This is a genomic window from Dolichospermum flos-aquae CCAP 1403/13F, from assembly GCF_012516395.1.
GTDB classification, from domain to species: domain Bacteria; phylum Cyanobacteriota; class Cyanobacteriia; order Cyanobacteriales; family Nostocaceae; genus Dolichospermum; species Dolichospermum lemmermannii.
The window spans coordinates 413350-430536 of sequence record NZ_CP051206.1 but is presented as its reverse complement, the minus strand read 5'-3'; the positions used below and the strand labels follow the sequence as shown (position 1 = coordinate 430536).

Below are 17187 nucleotides of genomic sequence, written 5' to 3'. Positions count from 1 at the left end.
ACCAGAGAGTCAACCGTGAATCACCTAGAAATACTTCAGTCTACACCTGCTGCTCAAGTAGGACTTGGGAGAGATAACCTTCTAATCAAGACAACTGGTAAGTTTTACACTCCAAAATTCATTGGTGAACGGCTGGTTGATAGTGTTCTGACTGTTGCATCTCGTACAGAAAATACTGGAGAGCTATCTGTTATTGATCCATTTTGCGGTGACGGGCGATTAATTGTTTGGCTTTTGGAGCGTGTTTTAATTTTTCCTAGTCTGACAAATCGATCATGGCGAATTGAAATATGGGACTGTGATGAGCAAGCAGTCATTCAAGCAAAGCAGGCTATTGAGAAAATGGCCAATTATATCGGCATTAATTTTACTCTGAGCGCATTTTCTCACGATAGCTTTGCTTATTTTATATCCCAATTTAGAGGAAGACAAACAGATAATAAACCACAATTCGACATTACAATTACCAATCCTCCCTGGGAAGTTATTAAGCCAGATCGCCGTGACCTTGAAAGATTGGATGAGCAAACAGAGTCAATGTATATTGAATCGTTGCGAGCGTTATCACAAAAACTAAAAAATAATTTTCCACTGTCAATGCCGAGAAAAATGTTCGCGGGTTGGGGTATCAATCTTGCTCGTATTGGCTTGGAAGTTGCCACCCATTTGACAACAAATCATGGAGTTACAGGAATTGTTTCACCGATATCTTTCCTTAGCGATCAAAATTCTGAACCTTTACGAAAGTGGTTACTGACAAATCATGCAATTAAATATATAGATTACTTTCCCTCTGAATCCAGACTTTTTGAAGGTGTTGATCAAACTTGTGTTAATATCACAATTCAAGCAAATAATCCAGGACAAAAAACTTTTACTTACAAATTTGACAAAGATTTAAGTTGCATAGAATATCATCAAGAACTTAATTTATCTGAAAGCTTTTTAAAATCAAATTCTTATGTTATTCCTGTTTATTCCAATCAATCGCAACTTAATCATCTACTTAAATTCTCAGAACTAGAAACTCTTGGAGATTTGCAAGGTAATGATGAAGGGCAATTGTGGACTGGTCGAGAATTAGATGAAACAGGTCATACAAGCTATTTATCATTAAAAGGTTACTATCCATTTATTAAAGGAAAAATGATTGAAAGGTTAACTAGAGTTAACCAACCTTCGATGTTTATTGATCCAGACAAGAAACTAAATATTCCTCCATCAGTGAAATATCCACGAATTGTATGGCGAGACGTGAGCAGAACTACTCAAAAGCGAAGGGTTCAGGCAACAATTATTCCTAAAAACTGGGTTACAGGTAATTCTCTTGGTGTAGCTCATTTCCGAACAGATAATTTTTCAAAGCTTTACACTCTTCTTGGTATTATGTCCTCACTACCTTTTGAGTTTCAAGTTCGCTCGATGCTATCAACTTCTCATGTTTCTGTAGGGGTGTTACGCAAGACTCGCATACCACCAATTACCTCTGAATTGACTACAAAATTAGTTCCAATGATTGAGCGAAAACTAGCCGGGAATGTTACAGCAGAAGTAGAAATTGAGATTGTTGTTGCTAAAGCTTATGGTTTAGATAGTCAAGGGTTAGCTGAAATTATGCAATCTTTCCCTAAACTTACACCAGAGGAGTGCCAAAACTTGCTTGATCATCCAATGTGGAGAACCTCATGATTCCAAATCATTACTCAGCAAAACTCAGTGACCTTGACTTGGCAATGGTGGTACACATTCCGCCTGGAGGTAATTGGAAAAATATTCCAACTTCCATACCATCTCAACGTTTAGTTCAAATTCGAGAAAGTTATGCTCAGGGTAAGGGAAGCCGCTCTACTTACTATGGGCGATTACACCCAGATGCACCAGCTTACACAATCAACACTTACTTTAATCGTCCTGGTAATGGCTGTCATCTCCATTATGACTATGCAGGTGGTCAGCATCGGGTCATTAGCCAACGTGAAGCAGCAAGGCTTCAAAGCTTCCCAGATAATTTTTGTTTCCTGGGATCTCGTACTGCGATTAATACACAAATAGGTAATGCTGTTCCACCACTTCTGGCATATCAAATCGCCTTGCATTTAGGATCACCGGGAATGTTTGTAGATATCTTCTCAGGAGCAGGGGGGTTAGCACTAGGATTTAAATGGGCTGGTTGGCAACCTATAGTCGCTAACGATATTGAGCGCATAGCTCTGGAAACTTATGCTAAAAATATTGATTCTTCTGTAATTGTTGGAGATATTAGGGATGATCAAGTTTTTTCAAAAATCGTTTCATTAGCTGTTGCTGCAAGACAAAGTAAACCTGATTCTAAATTGTTTGTTTTGGGAGGTCCACCATGTCAAGGATTTTCTACTGCTGGTAATGCTAGGTCAATGCAGGATGAGCGTAATTCACTATTTAAAAATTATCAACAAATTATTGAAGCAATAAATCCAGATGGTTTTGTTTTTGAGAACGTTATGGGTTTATTAAGTATGGAAAATGGTTTAGTTTTTCAGCAAATAAAAACTGCTCTTGAATCAGTAACAGATAATCTTTCAACTTGGAAAGTAGATACAGCAAATTATGGAATTCCACAAAGGCGCAAGCGTGTAATTTTGATCGGTTTGCAGCAAGAAAAACAGCCTATTCCACCTCCCACACCTGTATGTGATTCAGATGGAAGCGGTTTACTAGGTCTTTCACCAGTAGTCAGAGTTGATGAAGCCATCAGTGATCTACCACCTTTAGAAGCTGGACAGGATGGAGAACATCTTGATTACATAATGCCAGCACTAACTAAATACCAATCCTTAATGCGTAATATAATCACACCTGCACAGTATTTAAAAAAATTGCACGATAAAGAAATTTACACTTCTGTCTCTATTCAAGGTTTAAATTAAGTCAAAAAGTAATATACTAGGAGATGCTTAAAAGTGATTGACATAACGAATAAAGACTTATACGAGGCATCGTTAAAAGAACTCCAAAAGTATGGAAACAGTGTAGGGCGAAATTTCAAAGGTCGCTTAACTCAGGTTTTTCTGGCATTGAAATTTTGGCGAAGTGAAATCCCAAGTATTTTCTCCGATCAATCTGTCTCAGCCTTAATTATTCAGAAAAATATAGATGACTTATACAGTAAAGAATCTAGACCATCAAATAACTGCGTACTCAGGTTATTTGATAACAACTATCTGGCTAAAACTGGTGTTGTTGGTCTTGGGAATACTTCTCCTCAAAATACTTGGAGAAACAACTTCCGCCTTCAGAAAGGAATAGTTTGTTATGCCTCTTCAAAAGATTTAGCTGACCATGATTTTTTGAATCAAAATCGTTTGAATTGCCGATATCTTCAACCTGTACAACAAGGTAGCTTAAAAAATGCCACTTGTATATTATGTCAAAGTGAGGCTAAATACCGAGGCGAAGAACAACCAAAATGGCTTCGCGCCGAAACAACTGTGCGGGGAGAAAGCTATTCTCTTGTAGATATGGCAAACATACAAAATTTTCTACCACATATAGCCCCAAATGGGCAACGTATACCTATATTACCTTTGATAGTTGCCTTGTATCACGACCCATTACCTGGTATTTATGTTAGTCGCAAGGAAGTTGATATTAATGATTTTGCAAGTGACTATGGCTTCTCTCAAGAAGAATTAATCGCATACTTTGAGGATAAGAAACAGAATCAGTATAATCTACAACTATTGAGAAATTTTCCGTCAGTAGATTACACCCCTATTTCACAAAGCTTATTAAAGGCAGTTGTTTCAGTTCCAGCAATTTCAAAACTTTCATCTGATAGACAGATTAAAGAGATTCCAAATCCAATACTTTCAGAAGTAGAAATACCTGAACCAGGATCAAATAGTGGTTGGGGTGCTCAACAATATGTAATGGAGGTTTTACGAAATAATGATTGGATTGTATACGATGTATCTCAGCAAAGATGTGGATATGACCTTTTGGCTGAAAAGGGTAACAAACGAAAATATATTGAAGTTAAAAGTTCATTAGGTTCTTGTTCTCCAACTTTAACTGAAAGAGAGTGGCAAAAAGCAAAAGAATATGGTTCAGATTACTGGTTGGCTATCATTGAGAACTTTAGAGTGGAGTCACAAAACCCGATATACTGGATTCATAACCCTACTGAAAACTGTAACGCCAGAGAAATAACCGTCATACAATACTCCATTAATCGTAGTTCGTGGTTAGTAGCAGTTAATGATGATTTAGACATTGAAAAATTATGACAATTAGTAACCCATTTATCAAAAATCATGTATCCCCCTTGACACTAGGGACAAAATAGGGTAAATAAAAGAATAAATCCTAACAAAAACCCCATTTATCTAAAATTTCCCAGGGCAAAAATAGGGCATAAAAAAAATCAAAATTCCCAACCAATTGCATTTACAAAAACCCCAGACAAAATAGCTTAATCTTCACGGATAGGCATAGCAAAACCACCACATACAACGTCACCTAGTACGTCGTAAGATACGAAATCTAAATCTGTGTAAGCACCGTTTTCTTCTAGGAAGTTAATAGCGGTGATAATACCACGACCGGCGCAACCTACACCGGGTTCTGGACCACCGGATTCCACGCATTTAACGTCGCGGAAACCTTTGAGCATTACTTCATGAAGTTCTAGGTCTTCAACAGATCCTCTTTCAGCAGCCAAGTGAAGAACGGTTGTTTGAGCCTTGGAGTGAAGCATTAAACGAGTAGAGTTATATTAACAATATGGGCAATATGAGGAATGATCATGAAAGCAGGTTATGTGAGGGTTTCCACCCGTGAACAGGATGAAGGTAATGCTTTGGAACAACAAACAGCACGAGTAGAAAGGGCTGGCGCTATTGTCATCTTCTCAGATGTTGAGTCCGGGCGCAGTGACAAGAGGAAAGAATTTAATAAAATGATTGCTCAGTGCAAACAAGGCAAAATCACCGAAGTCATCTGCACTAGAATTGACCGACTAGGACGCAGCGTGGTGGGGATTCACAAGGCGATCGCTATCTTTGAGGAGTACAAAGTCAAACTCACGGTTTTGGATGCCCCCGTTGACCCATCTTCCCCCTTTGGGTGGTTTTCTGTGAACCAGATGGCTGGATTGGCTGAATTTGAATCTAGGCTACTTGCTAATCGGATCAAAAATGGTATGAACTTTTTTAGAGAGCAGAAAAAGGCTTCTCCCCGGCCACCTTTTGGGTATTGTCGCGTGGATGAAAAGTATGCTCCTGATTTATCTGAGATGAATGGAATTAGTAAATGGGCGATCGCTCACAAGATGATTGAATATTTCCTCGGTGATGGGGCTACATTGAGGAGTACGGGTCAATATTTACTGCAAACTTATCATCTCAAGTGGACTGCTGCCGGACTGCGTTACTGGCTTTTAAACCCTGTACTGAGAGGCTGTACCGCCTACAATATCAAAGACAATTTAAATAAACCTGAGAATTGGGATGTTCATGAAGATACTCACCAACCTTTAATTAGTGAAAATATCTTCAAACGCATAGTTGCAAAACTTGACGAGAATAAATCTAAATACAGCTACGGTAGAGAAAAAAAGGAAACAGAGATTTTCCCACTAGCGGGGCAGATTATTTGCGCTGACTGCGGCTATAAATGTTTTTGTAAGAAACGAAATTCGACATATAGAGTTCGCTGCAAAAAACATGAAAACATGGGAAATAATTTTTGTAGTAACAAAATTAGCACTTATCTACCAGATATTATTTTAACGGTAGATCAAACCTTAGTAGAACGGCACAGGGAAATTAAGGAATATGCAATTACAAATTCAAATGTGGAAACACAGGATAGCCCGGAATTGATTGCTAAACAAGAGCAACTAAAATCATTGAGACTTTTACCTAAAAACCCAATAATTCAAGATGCCATTGACCAAACAATTTTAGAGATTAATAAAATTAAACAAAAAGAAACAGTAGTCAATAAAATCAACAGCGAACTATTTGATATTCTTGCGTTTTGTTGTAGCAAGATTAATTTTTGGGATGAAACACCCTGGGCAGATAAATCTTTAATATATAAAGAATTAATTGATTACGTAAAAGTTGCCAATGGTGAAATCAAAGAAGTCAAGCTGCGGGTTTAAGCAGCCCTTGAAGTTCTACTTCAAATTCTTCTTCTGATAATAACATTAATCTCTTTCTGGTATAAGGATCTAAATACCGAATCCTATACCATTTTTTAGAGACACGAATCAATACTTGAGTCGCTGTTTCCTGCATATCATAATAGGTGAAGTCTTGTAACTAGTTTAGCTATTTTTTGATATTTTTGTCTGTTTATGATGAACAAATTTATTATTCAGACACAAAATCAAATATCAAATCAAGTTTTGTGTTTTTCAAGAATCAAGAATCTCATATTGTTTTGTATGAATTATTTATCAGTATTCTCTGATTCTAAACTATTCCTTAACCACCGTTGGTAATGTGTCTGCATCCTGCACAGTCAGGGGAAATTTTTTAACGCTACCAATATATTCACCAACTTTTTTACCTGTACTGACAATAGCTTTGACAATATCCCCAGTTTGAAACCCTTTAACAAATTTGAATCTAGGGACGTAACGTTTTGGAAAGCCATATTTATCTGTACGGCAGGATTGTCTACTGCCATGCCCATTAGCAGTTATCAATAACGGCTTGATATTTTTGATTATTAGTTTGGGTGTTGATTTGCCAACACAGGCTGCATCTACCCAATGCGTTTTGTCTATGCCCTGTTGATTTCTATTGAATTTTGTTAACCCTCCAGAGCCAGTTTCTACTGGCAAACCAGTGGCTTTCAAAGCGTCAAGCAATGCAAATCTAGTTGCATTAACTGCTGCTGCATTGGCTAATGGTCTTTTGGCTTGTTTCAAGATTTTCTCTAATCTGTTAGTGTCTTTTTTAAGAAAATCTTTGATGTCTTTAATCCCTTTTTTGATATTGCATTTTTCACAACTTAATGCCAAATTTGCAATGGAATTAGTACCAGCCTTTGCTCGTGGATGTATATGTTCGATCTGCAATGGCACACCATTAACTCCACAGTAAGCACACTGTCTATCCCATTTTTCTAGCAAATATTCCCTCGTTTCGTAGCCAGCCAATGTCCCTTGTTGGTACTCTTTTCCTTGAATGTCGGGATTTTGCATTAACTGCATATCGAAACGCACAAGTTCTTGGCTAATTGCAATAATAGGTGCAAATCTTTGTAACTTATTAACCCAGGTTTTGATATTTTCAATGCGACTTTGTAGGCTTGGAGCTAACCACCCTTTTGATCTGGTTCTATTCAAGAACCTTGGTTTCCGATATCGAGTTTTCCTGTTTCTTCTACTACATCTTAGTTGTCTTCTTGATGTCAAAGCATCTCGAATTGCAAAACCCCTATGTTTTAATTCGGCTGCGAATACAACTTCGCCAGTAGCGTCATTGACTAAAGCTATTCCTGTTGTCTTCGCACCCGGATCAATCTTTAATCTCAACGGTGAAATTATAGGGTCTTCGTATGGCTCGGACAAAATCAAAACGAATGGAAATCGTCTAAAAATGGAGGCTTTTTTGTTTCTTAGTAGCTGCCTTGCTTGGGCAGGGTGAATTGGATTTAATGGTTTTTTGTTTGCGTCAATTAAAAATATTTTGGACATTACTGTCCCTCCTTGCGGGTAAAGTTAGCTTCGTCAATGTTTTAGGAGCTTGTTATGCCTGCAACACTGTTCCATTGACCTTAGAACTAGACAAAAATTATAGGCAATCGCCCTTTCCATTACCATAGGCGATCGCTCTCATAATTACCATAACTCCCCACTCAAAACAAACTCAACTGCTTTCCTACATCACCTTGAGGCTCAACAACCGAAAGTTTCGGAATGGATGCTTATTTCACCCCTTGACTGAAAACAATGGGATATAAGTCCTGTCCTTTGAGGAGAGCGAAAATTTTCTCTCTCATTAAACCGCTTAGGCGACTGCTCTGCCATAAACTTCTTCCAACAGACAAATTAATTCATCTACTTGGGAGGAGGTAAATAATTCATCGGGTCTCTGCGGAGTGATATCGGTAAATGGAGATTCATAGAGAAGCGCCGCATCCATGACACCGTGTTCTGTGAGGTAGTCAATGATCATATTCACAAACTCTATCTGATTAGCATTCAGCTTTTTGTCAGATATAAAACAAGCTAGTTCTTGTTTGGCTACTTCCCTATCTAGTCCTACTAGAGAACGAACAAATAAGCCTAACCCCTGTGACTCTTCTTTAGCGCGGATAATATCTTCTGTTTCCCCAATACCACTTTCTGCTAATATGCTTTCTAGTTCTGATAGATCCGATGGAGTTAGTTGTTTATTCGTTCTGAGTTTGAAAATAACTATATTATCCTGATGCGATCGCAAAAACGCCCGTGCTTTAGCGCGAAACTTCTCAAAATTATCAGATGATGTAAAACCAGGTAACTCTACTACAACCCACATTCCGCACCCATTTCATCCTCAAAATCAGTGTAAATAGGTATACGTCTTTGTTTCTCAATCAGCTTGACTAAACCCCGCAAGCGTTTCCGTAGTACCTCTATCATGGGTAATGTTACATCTTCCCACCATTCGTCGGTTTGTATATCCTGAATTAGAAGTAATTGTTGCTGTACTAAGGGAATGGCTGATTTTTCTTCAAGTAACCCAGCAAGTGACTTTATTTGTTCTCGTAAATGTTTAACGCTGGAGTGAGAGCGCAATATCGCTAATTGTAACTTCAATACCAAAATATCAAATCGTTTTATCTCTTCTGCTTCTGTCTCCAATTGAGAAGGTAAACCGGCTATTTCTTGGTTGAGAGTAATAAAATCTTCATCTGATAGAGATTGCCATGATTTAGAGTTAGCATATTGTTCAACAAATCGGCGCTTAGGACGAACCACGAAGTTTTCGCTATTCATAGCTGCAACTTCTGTATAGAGTAAATTGGCTAATTTACTACGCAGTTCAGCATTGGTTTTTGGTTCTTCAAAGTTATCTTCAAATTTGCTCCCTTCGACTTCGCTCAGGGAGCGGGGTTGGGGTGAAATATTATCTAACTCCGCAATTAGATCCAAGCGGGTAGTAAATAAATGTTTATTTAGAGATTTACCGATAGGTGCATCAGTCGTTTCTGGGTTATGCTTGAAGAACTCTAAATTTTGGCAATAGTCGAATAAATAACGGGAACTTTGTTTTCTTTGTGAACTGCATTGTTACCGAGTTTGATAATTAATTTTGCTTTGTTAAATACGGCTTCACCAACTAAGTTTTTAAAGGTAGGTTCGTGGATTAGGGCGCTAAGGTTATCTTGATAAGGCAAATTTAGGGATGTATCGTATTTATAGAGCCAGTTTACCGTCAATTCCAAAGCGCGACGGGCATAGAAACAGGCAGTTCGAGGATCACGATAGGCTGTTTTAAAGGCTTTGTGAGCAGATTCGTAAATTGTCGGAAATTCGGTTTGCAGGAAGGTAAACTGGCTCATTCAGTTAATCAAGCTTTTGTATATAATAATATATTATGGACTGGGTTCGTAATCAATGCAAATAACTAGACCTGATAACAGTTCTTGTAGGGTTTCGTCTAGAACTTGTCCCAACTGTTTGACAAATCTTTCCGTGGAAATGCTGCGAACTTGCAAAACATTTCCGGCTGAATCTCGCTCAAGTTGATTTTCTGGACTGGCTGCAATTTTCACCATAAAAGGGCGCTCTTTAAATTTTTCTTGCCAGCTTGTAATAGGAATAATGATTCTGATGGGGATAGGATTAAAAATATCGGCACTGATAACTACTACAGGGCGAGTTTTCTGGATTTCTTGCCCTCTGGTAGGGTTGAGGTCTACTAACCAAATTTCGCCACGTTTGGGGTTAGTCATGTTCAAGTTCCCAGTCTTCAGTGTCTAATACGGAAAATTCTGTTAGTTCTGGGTTGGTGAGGAAGTCTGTAGCGGTTTGAGGAATGAACTGGGCAAGGTGCTGATGTCTTTGTGTTAGTGGCATGGCTGCAATTTCTTTGAGGGATGGTGAAGATGTTTTTGTTTTTGTTGTTGTGAGTTTTTGTTGCAGAAATTCCGTAAAGTCTAAAACTTCTTGTTGTTTTTCTGGGGGTAGTTGGCGTAGGTTGTTGAGGATTATTTGTTCAATGTTGGCTGTGTTTTGCATGGTTTTATTTCTGGGGTTTCTCCAATTTTTTTACCATAAATCGTCACATTATTTACACTGTTTTATTTTCAGCTTTGTTTGTCTCCCTGTCAGTAATAAAAGTACAACTTAATTAAGTGTAATGCTATTTTTCCACATAAGGAAACATTCTTCACTAGATTTACTATGATTAAGTTAATCAAATTAAATAGATAAATTGCTGTACTCCTGTAAACGAGACAGCCAGGCCAGAGCTTGCTGTTTTCTGTCTTCAGGTGTGTAGGGTGACTTAACGAACCTATCCACTACTCCAGCAGTTACCAGTTGTCCCAGTGGTCCCTGGGATATCAGACTAGGGAAATCGTACATATCCCCAAGCCTAATCAGGCGACTATTTCCTTGATTCCCTTCCTCTGGATCTCGGAAACAAAAGACAACATCACGTAAAGCCGCATCTGGTAAAGCATCCATTAAGGCTGGGTTGTGAGTGGAAAGTAATACTCGTAATTTACGCTTTTCGGCAATATCTCGGATGCTGGCTAGTAGATGCTGGGCGCGGTTGGGATGAACACCGTTATCAATTTCTTCGATAACTACTAAACTTCCTTCGGTAGCCGATAGCATAGCTGCTGCGATTCCTGCGGAGCGCTTCGCTATCGCTAATACCCGCAATGTGCCATCTGATAACAATGCGGCTTCACAATAGCGATGGTTATTACCAAAGGTTTCCGCTAGTCGCACCATAACTTCATCCCGTGGACCGAAAAGAAAATCTAGCCCATCTATAGCCTGTTCTGGTAAACTCTGGATGAAGTTGAGAATGGTCTGTTGATTTTCTGGTTGGTTCTCCCATAAGCGATAGAGAACGCTGGATAGATTAGTACCATCTTCTTGTAATCGCTTATCAGATTTAAAACTGTACTCGCGCATTTTGGCGGGAACGGGATCTAAAAACAGGATATTCTGTAAGACTCGTTGATATTCGCGGACTGTTTCAGGAATTATCTTTTGGGAATTTTCATATTTGGCATCAAACCGGGCAGGGCTGTCTAATTGCACAAAGATAGCCATTTGATCACTGCAAGTTATTCGTGGCTTGTTCTGCCCTCTTGTAAAGTTGTTATATGCCACACTAACATCAGTATTTATCCCTTCTGAAGGCTGATTTAACTCATATAGTGGGACTGAATTTGTTAAGTCAGCAATTCGCTCATTACTGATGTGCAGTTCTCCATCACGGACATTCAGGGTTATATTGAGTTCGTTCCATTCTGTTGAGTCTAAACGGCAACCGATGGTAAAATTTGATTCTCCCCGATGGCATAAGTCATTGACTCGACCACGTACAACTCGCTCGGCGCTATTCACTGCATATTGAATACGGTCGAGTTTTTGTCCTTGTACCAGCCATGACAAAAACCGCAAACCTTCCAGGGCGTTACTTTTACCTGCGGCGTTTGCACCTATTAGCACGGTTAAAGATCCCAGGGGTAAGTGGCTGGTACGGTAACTTTTAAAGTTGGCGAGGGTAAATTCTGTTAGCATGGCGCTCATGTTACAATTCTCCTCTAAAGGCTCGATGTTGGAGGTTGGAGGGAAGCAAAAAGGGCATCGAGTTCTGATAATGAAGCGCGGTGTACTGCTTTGAGTTTTTCTACAGCTTCAACGCGGTGGGAAAATTCTTCTTGAAGATGAAGAGGTGGGACAGGAATTGTAATTCCTCTTATTGCTTCTTTTGTAATTGTTTTTGTGACAGCACCCTTTACATTTTTATTAATTGCTTCTTTACCATACGAAAAAGTTAAAAAATAATAAATAAATGAGGTATTTACTTTATTATTTAAACGAATCAAAAACGCATTCATGCCTAATGATACTGGTCTTTTTAAATAAGGCATAAGATATACTTTGCCGGCACTACCTATCTTATTGATAATAATTTCTCCGCCATAAACTTTTGATTTGCTCAAAAAATTATATGCTTTTTCATCAATATAAATACAGTATTGTTTGAAAGTTGTTATTCTCTAAATCTGTTGTTCTAATCATCAAAGCATGATCAATTTGATTCTTTAATACAACATTGTCTCGTAAAATTTCATAGCTACCATTTGCATGATAGTCAGTTAAAACTTCCATTAAATTACCAAAGCTAACAGTATCCCATCCACTTTCAAGAGGAGCATTATTCCCGAACATTTCTATGAAGATGGCTTGGGGGAGGGTGTCGAATTGTGCGATCGCTTTCCGTCGTTTAGTCCTCAGTTCTTCCGCTTGATCTAGTATCTCTGCAATCCGTTTTTGTTCTTCTAGTGGTGGTAAATGAAACTAGACTGGTCAGTACAGCTTGTAATTTCTTACAAGCTCAGTCCCTTTAGGGCTGAGTTACTGACAATCAACCAAAATATCTATAGGATTCCTAAATGATTCCTGAAAAATATCAAGTAGTATACGGTGGGAAATGCCCGCCAAAAACCGCATACGGAGGGCATTTCCCACCCTACGTATAGTTCAAAAATCAAATAGGAGTCCTATATATCACTTGCGTCCGTCTCCTCTCCCCTAGCATAAGAACCAAAGATCCCAATTTCTGTAATTTGATAAATTTCACAGAGAGATTGCTTTTGTAGTGATAAAACTTCCCGAATTTCCTTAATAGGTTTCATCATATTTTATCGTTAGCCACAGTTAATTTAATCTTAACAAATACAATTATTTCATCATTCCCTCCAATTTTTTCATCCCTATTCTAGTAAGATAACGTAGTCACCGAACTTAGCCCCCAGTTTCCGATCATAAGTAAGCACCTGAGTATCAGAATGAATTGCTGCTGCCACGAATAACGTATCGTAGAATGAATGATTTGCCTCGACTGCCAGTTTAAGAGCAACATCCCGAATTTGAGAACTAGAAATCATCACATCAACCAATGCCTCAGCATCTTGCAACGCATCCAAACCTATTTGTAAAGGTAATTGTCGAAATTGTATCCATTGCCAAATCACATTACCCAACTCGGCAAACAACGAATCAGGCACCACAATCTGATCTACACTTTCCAAAGCAGCGAGCGCTTGTTCATACTTGTTCTCTACGTGCAAGAGGGCATAAGCAAAAACCATCGTATCAATTACCATCAAGGTCGTCCTTCTGATTTCCAAGACTGCACCCGAATTTCTGCTTCCATCGGTAATACCTCCGCCCGTTGACGAATACGAGCAAGCACTTCATCCCTTTGCCCATAACGTTTTTGCAACAAATCACGGACTTCTTGCTCCATCGAAACCCCCTTTTGTGCCGCCAAGCGTTTAATGCGATCAAGCAACTCATCGGATATATTACGAATGGTAATTGTTGCCATACTGCCTCCTTTGCTAGTGCTAGTCTACTACCGGATTATTACTCAAATGATAGCACTTTGCTGGCAAAAGAAAAATTTTATCTGTGTTCATCTACGTACCCTTCAGAATCTTGCTATATCTGCGTTGCTTTTTCTCCCATAAACGGCTTTTATTAACTATTTTAGCAATGCCTCCAATTTCTCCATCCCCTGCTGAATTTCCACCTCTAACTTCGCCAAATTAGCCAGAATCTCTTGAGGTGCAAGATGATCAACCTGCTCATGCACAACTTCCTTGTAACGATTCAAACTTAGATCATCCCACATTCCGCACTTCAATGAGTAGTATACAAAAACTACATTCACGGGTAATTCAAAACAATAGTTAGTAAAAATTACGTTACTATCGAAAAATAAATTATGCACACAAAAATTCTAGCTCTTTTATTGTGTCTAAAAAGCCAGTGAAATAGTTGAATTTGAATTTTTAAATCAGTTAGAGAAACACAAAACCATGCAATAGGGAATTATAGATTTTAGAACTAACATAATAAATAATATTTTTGACAAGCATTCGGTAGGAATTGCAAGAGGCGACAATGTTCCTTCGTTAAGTTAAGAATTCTCTGAACTCCTTGTGCAATCAGAATATGAATCACCTGAAAACATTGAAATATCCACCTTAATGTGGGAGATTCCGTGGGTTTATTTAGTTGATTTTTAACAGTAGCTTTTTGTGTTTTTAATGCAATTCGTAATTGTCTTTGTCCCAGATTATAAACCAAAAGACATAATGCCATTAACATCATCATTGTCTCTACTCTTTCTGGATTTTTCACAAAAAGACTATCGGCAAAAAATAACCGGTCTTTGATAAATCTAAATCCTCGCTCTGTTGATTGCTGTTCTTTATATATTCTCAATATTTCTGTAGGTGCTAATTTGGTTGTGTCTAAAATATTCGAAGAATAAAATAAATCGACCACAAGAATTTTGATGTTTTGTGATTAACTCCTGATTTTCTATTAATTTACATTTGACTTGATACACTACTGTTGTTCCTTTCTTTAATTTCTCGCTAATTTCTATGTCCGATGTTTGATGATATTTTAATTTTGCTGTCATGTCTTTAATTTTTAATTCTGCTAAAGATTTTGAACAAAAATCTTCTTTTTCTAACTTGACTAGCTCGCTAAGAGAATTTAGTTTATTTTTTTAGGACATCTTTATGCTACATCTACAACAATATCTTTCCAAATCTCAACAACAAGAAATTTTACAACATTGTAGAGAAATTGGTAAGAAATCGCCTCTTTTCAGGTTTTGGGCTGGGAGAAATCCCGGCTCTTTTTTTTAGTTAGAGAAAATCAAGATTTGTTTTTTGATTCTGAAATAGCAAAACAGGAAACAGAGAAAACTACGGATTTAAGTTTTTGAATAGGTCTTTATATTTTTGAGGCATAGGCAAGTGTTATGTATTACGTCAAGCATAACATTTATATCGCAATTCCGCAAAAAATCAACCAGCGATCGCCCAAAAATCACGACTCACAGGAATAGAGATTGGCTTCAGTAAACCTTTAGCAGATATGTAATTGAGCCGTCTTTGCGCGAAACAAAAAATCTACTAATCTACTGATCAAGGGTTTTGACGTATTCTTTAAAAATTGGGGACAAATCAAATTGGGTTTTATCTGCTTTGATTTTGGTGATTAAATGGCGTTTTTGCAGGGATTCTAGGGCGTTAATAAAGTCTGTGGATGACCAGTTTAAGTTTTGCTTTAAGGTTTCCCTAACGACAGGTTCTTTAAATTTGCTTAATTCCAGGGCTAGTTGTTGTTCTAGGGGAGAGAGTTTTGTGAATAGCTGTTTAAAATGCGATCGCATTTGATTGGTCAGAATGAGTTGGTTTTCTGCTAAAAACTCGGCAACACTATCATCAAAAAAATCTTTAATTAAGATGGTTACGTCTTGAATATATTTTGGATTACCTTGATATAGGTTAATGAGATGTGTCCAACTTTCTGGATCTTTCAAATTTTCGTTTTCAAGAATTTCTGTATTATTTAGTCCTGAAAGTTCTAAGCATTTGATAGGATATAATTCTTTATCTAAGCAGTGCATTGAATATTGGAATGACCTTGATGATGAAGTTGTCATAGCTCCGCCTGAAGCTAGTTTAGAATTAGAAAGAATTGCTAAAGAAAAGGGTAGTAAGAAACACAAGAGATTTGTATACAACCCAGCAACAAAGGAAGCTTTATTCATTGAAAGTGACTCGATAGCAGATGAACTTAGAGACGAGGATGATGTAGTTTTTGTCTCAATTAGATGAGGCTGAGTAAAAGTGAATTGGCAACTGTGTAACACTTTATGTATGAGAGTAGTCCTACATAAAGTTAAGAAAATAGAAATTATTAAGGGCTACTTTTTATTGTCAATACAAAAATTTAGGGGACAACATGGAAGGCGAAATTATACTTCAGAATATACCAAACGCCACTAAAAATGAAAGAGATTTTCTTGTTTTAAAAACCAGAATATATACAGCTTGGCAAAACTACTTAGAAAAAATAGGAAAAGAAAGTTTATCTTTAATTGTTTCCTCAAGTGTAGATTTAAACCCTGCCAAAACTCCGAGCAAAAATAATAACAATGCGTCTGCCAGTAAAGCAAATTCTATTTCCCTAGAGGAAAGAGCGGAGCAATATCGTAGCGAAAAGCCAAATTTTTCAATGGAACAATTAGTCGTTCCTGAATCAGTTAAGGAAGAACTACTGATATATAGCAAGATTTCAGCCCTTGAAAAATTAGTGTTTGATGAGTGGGGATTAAGAAATATACAACCATTTCCTTACTCTGCACTTAATTTCTATGGTTCACCCGGCACAGGAAAAACTTTGGCTGCACACGCAGTGGCTTCTTACTTAGAGAGAAATATTTTACTGGTCAGTTATGCTCAGATTGAAAGTATGTATCATGGAGAGGGTCCCAAAAACGTTGAAGCTCTTTTTTATGCAGCAGAACGTGATAAAGCTGTCCTTTTCATTGATGAATCAGATTCCTTGCTATCTAAAAGATTGACTAATGTAACTCAAGGATCTGAGCAGGCAATAAACTCTATGCGTAGTCAGTTACTAATTTCACTAGAGAGATTTAGAGGAATTGTTGTTTTTGCCACAAATCTAGTTGAGAACTATGATCCTGCATTTGAGACTAGAGTTCGTAATATATTTTTTCCAATGCCAGATCAAACTTGTAGGAATCTCATCTGGCAGAACCTTCTGCCAAAAAACTTGCCACTTCTAGAAGATGTATCTACCGAGAAACTTGCTGAAATAGATGAAGTCTGTGGTAGGGATATACGTAATGCGATTATTGATTCAGCCTTAAAAGTTGCCATGAATAACGGTAGCGGAATAGGTTATCGGGATCTTTCAAATGCGTTAGATGCTGTTAAGAAACGACGAGTCAAGCCTAATACTACTGTACATAAGTTAAATGAAGAAGAAAAACGAGCGGTAAGTCTTGCAATAGCTAATAATGCTCAAGAAATCCCATATAATTAGTGCGATCGCTCTTCTAGGTTGGATTCACTAAAGTGCGATCGCCATTCATGTAGTCGCTGTAAGGTGCGTTGTTTAAC

Annotated in this window: 19 protein-coding genes and 2 pseudogenes; 5 read left to right on the top strand and 16 right to left on the bottom strand. The window is 37.8% G+C overall.

What is annotated here, in order from left to right:
- Positions 1-15 precede the first annotated feature (15 nt).
- The 3 genes from HGD76_RS02215 to HGD76_RS02205 are packed head-to-tail and all read left to right on the top strand — an operon-like array spanning position 16 to position 4265.
- A complete protein-coding gene (locus tag HGD76_RS02215; RefSeq protein ID WP_168694832.1) occupies positions 16-1689 on the top strand; it encodes an Alw26I/Eco31I/Esp3I family type II restriction adenine-specific DNA-methyltransferase in 1674 nt (557 codons plus the stop codon).
- The gene (locus tag HGD76_RS02210; RefSeq protein WP_168636850.1) at positions 1686-2906 is read left to right on the top strand and encodes a DNA cytosine methyltransferase; all 1221 of its coding nucleotides are present in this window, start codon (positions 1686-1688) and stop codon (positions 2904-2906) included. Before HGD76_RS02215 ends, HGD76_RS02210 begins: the two co-directional genes overlap by 4 nt.
- A gap of 33 nt (positions 2907-2939) precedes the next feature.
- Positions 2940-4265: a protein NO VEIN domain-containing protein gene (locus tag HGD76_RS02205; RefSeq protein WP_168694831.1), complete on the top strand. Its 1326-nt coding sequence runs from the start codon at positions 2940-2942 to the stop codon at positions 4263-4265.
- A 191-nt stretch (positions 4266-4456) separates the two neighbouring features.
- Here the strand turns inward: HGD76_RS02205 and nifH are convergent.
- Positions 4457-4750 (bottom strand): annotated as a pseudogene (gene nifH, locus HGD76_RS02200) (nitrogenase reductase); the annotation flags it as partial.
- Positions 4751-4783: 33 nt separating this feature from the next.
- On the opposite strand from nifH, the gene xisF reads away from it, so the two are divergent.
- A complete protein-coding gene (gene xisF, locus HGD76_RS02195) occupies positions 4784-6145 on the top strand; it encodes a fdxN element excision recombinase XisF (RefSeq protein WP_233467013.1) in 1362 nt (453 codons plus the stop codon).
- Here the strand turns inward: xisF and HGD76_RS02190 are convergent.
- The 15 genes and pseudogenes from HGD76_RS02190 to HGD76_RS02120 form a co-directional block, all read right to left on the bottom strand.
- Positions 6129-6281 (bottom strand): hypothetical protein, encoded by a 153-nt coding sequence (locus HGD76_RS02190; RefSeq protein ID WP_160170653.1) that lies wholly within the window; start codon positions 6279-6281, stop codon positions 6129-6131. The genes xisF and HGD76_RS02190 overlap by 17 nt on opposite strands.
- Positions 6282-6463: 182 nt before the next feature.
- Positions 6464-7690: an RNA-guided endonuclease IscB gene (gene iscB / locus HGD76_RS02185; protein ID WP_168694829.1), complete on the bottom strand. Its 1227-nt coding sequence runs from the start codon at positions 7688-7690 to the stop codon at positions 6464-6466.
- A 313-nt stretch (positions 7691-8003) separates the two neighbouring features.
- Complete coding sequence (locus HGD76_RS02180; RefSeq protein ID WP_168694828.1) at positions 8004-8516, bottom strand: type I restriction-modification enzyme R subunit C-terminal domain-containing protein; 513 nt, start codon at positions 8514-8516, stop codon at positions 8004-8006.
- Positions 8504-9133: a hypothetical protein gene (locus tag HGD76_RS02175; protein WP_168694827.1), complete on the bottom strand. Its 630-nt coding sequence runs from the start codon at positions 9131-9133 to the stop codon at positions 8504-8506. The genes HGD76_RS02180 and HGD76_RS02175 overlap by 13 nt, the downstream gene beginning before the upstream one ends.
- Before the next feature lie 77 nt (positions 9134-9210).
- Entirely contained in the window at positions 9211-9543 is a 333-nt protein-coding gene (locus HGD76_RS02170) for a DUF4145 domain-containing protein (RefSeq protein ID WP_168694826.1), read from the bottom strand.
- 33 nt (positions 9544-9576) lie between these two features.
- Positions 9577-9936, bottom strand: coding sequence for a type II toxin-antitoxin system PemK/MazF family toxin (locus HGD76_RS02165; RefSeq protein WP_148762541.1), 360 nt, complete (start codon positions 9934-9936; stop codon positions 9577-9579).
- Positions 9929-10222: a DUF2281 domain-containing protein gene (locus HGD76_RS02160; protein ID WP_148762543.1), complete on the bottom strand. Its 294-nt coding sequence runs from the start codon at positions 10220-10222 to the stop codon at positions 9929-9931. The genes HGD76_RS02165 and HGD76_RS02160 overlap by 8 nt, the downstream gene beginning before the upstream one ends.
- Before the next feature lie 183 nt (positions 10223-10405).
- On the bottom strand, positions 10406-11755 hold the full coding sequence (locus HGD76_RS02155) for an AAA family ATPase (RefSeq protein WP_168694825.1): 1350 nt from the start codon (positions 11753-11755) through the stop codon (positions 10406-10408).
- Positions 11756-11769: 14 nt separating this feature from the next.
- Complete coding sequence (locus HGD76_RS02150) at positions 11770-12171, bottom strand: restriction endonuclease subunit S (RefSeq protein WP_168694824.1); 402 nt, start codon at positions 12169-12171, stop codon at positions 11770-11772.
- A 561-nt stretch (positions 12172-12732) separates the two neighbouring features.
- Complete coding sequence (locus tag HGD76_RS02145; protein WP_233467012.1) at positions 12733-12870, bottom strand: nucleotidyltransferase family protein; 138 nt, start codon at positions 12868-12870, stop codon at positions 12733-12735.
- Positions 12871-12945: 75 nt separating this feature from the next.
- Positions 12946-13338 (bottom strand): type II toxin-antitoxin system VapC family toxin, encoded by a 393-nt coding sequence (locus HGD76_RS02140; protein ID WP_148762553.1) that lies wholly within the window; start codon positions 13336-13338, stop codon positions 12946-12948.
- The gene (locus tag HGD76_RS02135) at positions 13338-13562 is read right to left on the bottom strand and encodes a FitA-like ribbon-helix-helix domain-containing protein (RefSeq protein WP_148762555.1); all 225 of its coding nucleotides are present in this window, start codon (positions 13560-13562) and stop codon (positions 13338-13340) included. The genes HGD76_RS02140 and HGD76_RS02135 overlap by 1 nt, the downstream gene beginning before the upstream one ends.
- Before the next feature lie 156 nt (positions 13563-13718).
- Entirely contained in the window at positions 13719-13868 is a 150-nt protein-coding gene (locus tag HGD76_RS02130; RefSeq protein WP_210967704.1) for a hypothetical protein, read from the bottom strand.
- Between the two features lie 215 nt (positions 13869-14083).
- Positions 14084-14723: pseudogene (locus tag HGD76_RS02125) on the bottom strand (IS1634 family transposase); the annotation flags it as partial.
- Between the two features lie 450 nt (positions 14724-15173).
- Positions 15174-15809, bottom strand: coding sequence for a hypothetical protein (locus HGD76_RS02120; protein ID WP_210967702.1), 636 nt, complete (start codon positions 15807-15809; stop codon positions 15174-15176).
- A gap of 194 nt (positions 15810-16003) precedes the next feature.
- Here HGD76_RS02120 and HGD76_RS02115 point away from each other — a divergent pair, with 194 nt between their 5' ends.
- A complete protein-coding gene (locus tag HGD76_RS02115; RefSeq protein WP_168651140.1) occupies positions 16004-17110 on the top strand; it encodes an ATP-binding protein in 1107 nt (368 codons plus the stop codon).
- Positions 17111-17187 lie beyond the last annotated feature (77 nt).

What these genes read in the sequence shown, in the direction of transcription:
- HGD76_RS02210 (WP_168636850.1), top strand. Translation starts at nt 1,686, where the DNA reads ATGATTCCAAATCATTACTCAGCAAAACTCAGTGACCTTGACTTGGCA.
- xisF (WP_233467013.1), top strand. Translation starts at nt 4,784, where the DNA reads ATGAAAGCAGGTTATGTGAGGGTTTCCACCCGTGAACAGGATGAAGGT.
- HGD76_RS02190 (WP_160170653.1), bottom strand. Translation starts at nt 6,281, where the DNA reads ATGCAGGAAACAGCGACTCAAGTATTGATTCGTGTCTCTAAAAAATGG.
- iscB (WP_168694829.1), bottom strand. Translation starts at nt 7,690, where the DNA reads ATGTCCAAAATATTTTTAATTGACGCAAACAAAAAACCATTAAATCCA.
- HGD76_RS02180 (WP_168694828.1), bottom strand. Translation starts at nt 8,516, where the DNA reads ATGTGGGTTGTAGTAGAGTTACCTGGTTTTACATCATCTGATAATTTT.
- HGD76_RS02170 (WP_168694826.1), bottom strand. Translation starts at nt 9,543, where the DNA reads ATGAGCCAGTTTACCTTCCTGCAAACCGAATTTCCGACAATTTACGAA.
- HGD76_RS02165 (WP_148762541.1), bottom strand. Translation starts at nt 9,936, where the DNA reads ATGACTAACCCCAAACGTGGCGAAATTTGGTTAGTAGACCTCAACCCT.
- HGD76_RS02160 (WP_148762543.1), bottom strand. Translation starts at nt 10,222, where the DNA reads ATGCAAAACACAGCCAACATTGAACAAATAATCCTCAACAACCTACGC.
- HGD76_RS02155 (WP_168694825.1), bottom strand. Translation starts at nt 11,755, where the DNA reads ATGAGCGCCATGCTAACAGAATTTACCCTCGCCAACTTTAAAAGTTAC.
- HGD76_RS02145 (WP_233467012.1), bottom strand. Translation starts at nt 12,870, where the DNA reads ATGATGAAACCTATTAAGGAAATTCGGGAAGTTTTATCACTACAAAAG.
- HGD76_RS02140 (WP_148762553.1), bottom strand. Translation starts at nt 13,338, where the DNA reads ATGGTAATTGATACGATGGTTTTTGCTTATGCCCTCTTGCACGTAGAG.
- HGD76_RS02135 (WP_148762555.1), bottom strand. Translation starts at nt 13,562, where the DNA reads ATGGCAACAATTACCATTCGTAATATATCCGATGAGTTGCTTGATCGC.
- HGD76_RS02130 (WP_210967704.1), bottom strand. Translation starts at nt 13,868, where the DNA reads ATGTGGGATGATCTAAGTTTGAATCGTTACAAGGAAGTTGTGCATGAG.
- HGD76_RS02120 (WP_210967702.1), bottom strand. Translation starts at nt 15,809, where the DNA reads ATGAATAAAGCTTCCTTTGTTGCTGGGTTGTATACAAATCTCTTGTGT.
- HGD76_RS02115 (WP_168651140.1), top strand. Translation starts at nt 16,004, where the DNA reads ATGGAAGGCGAAATTATACTTCAGAATATACCAAACGCCACTAAAAAT.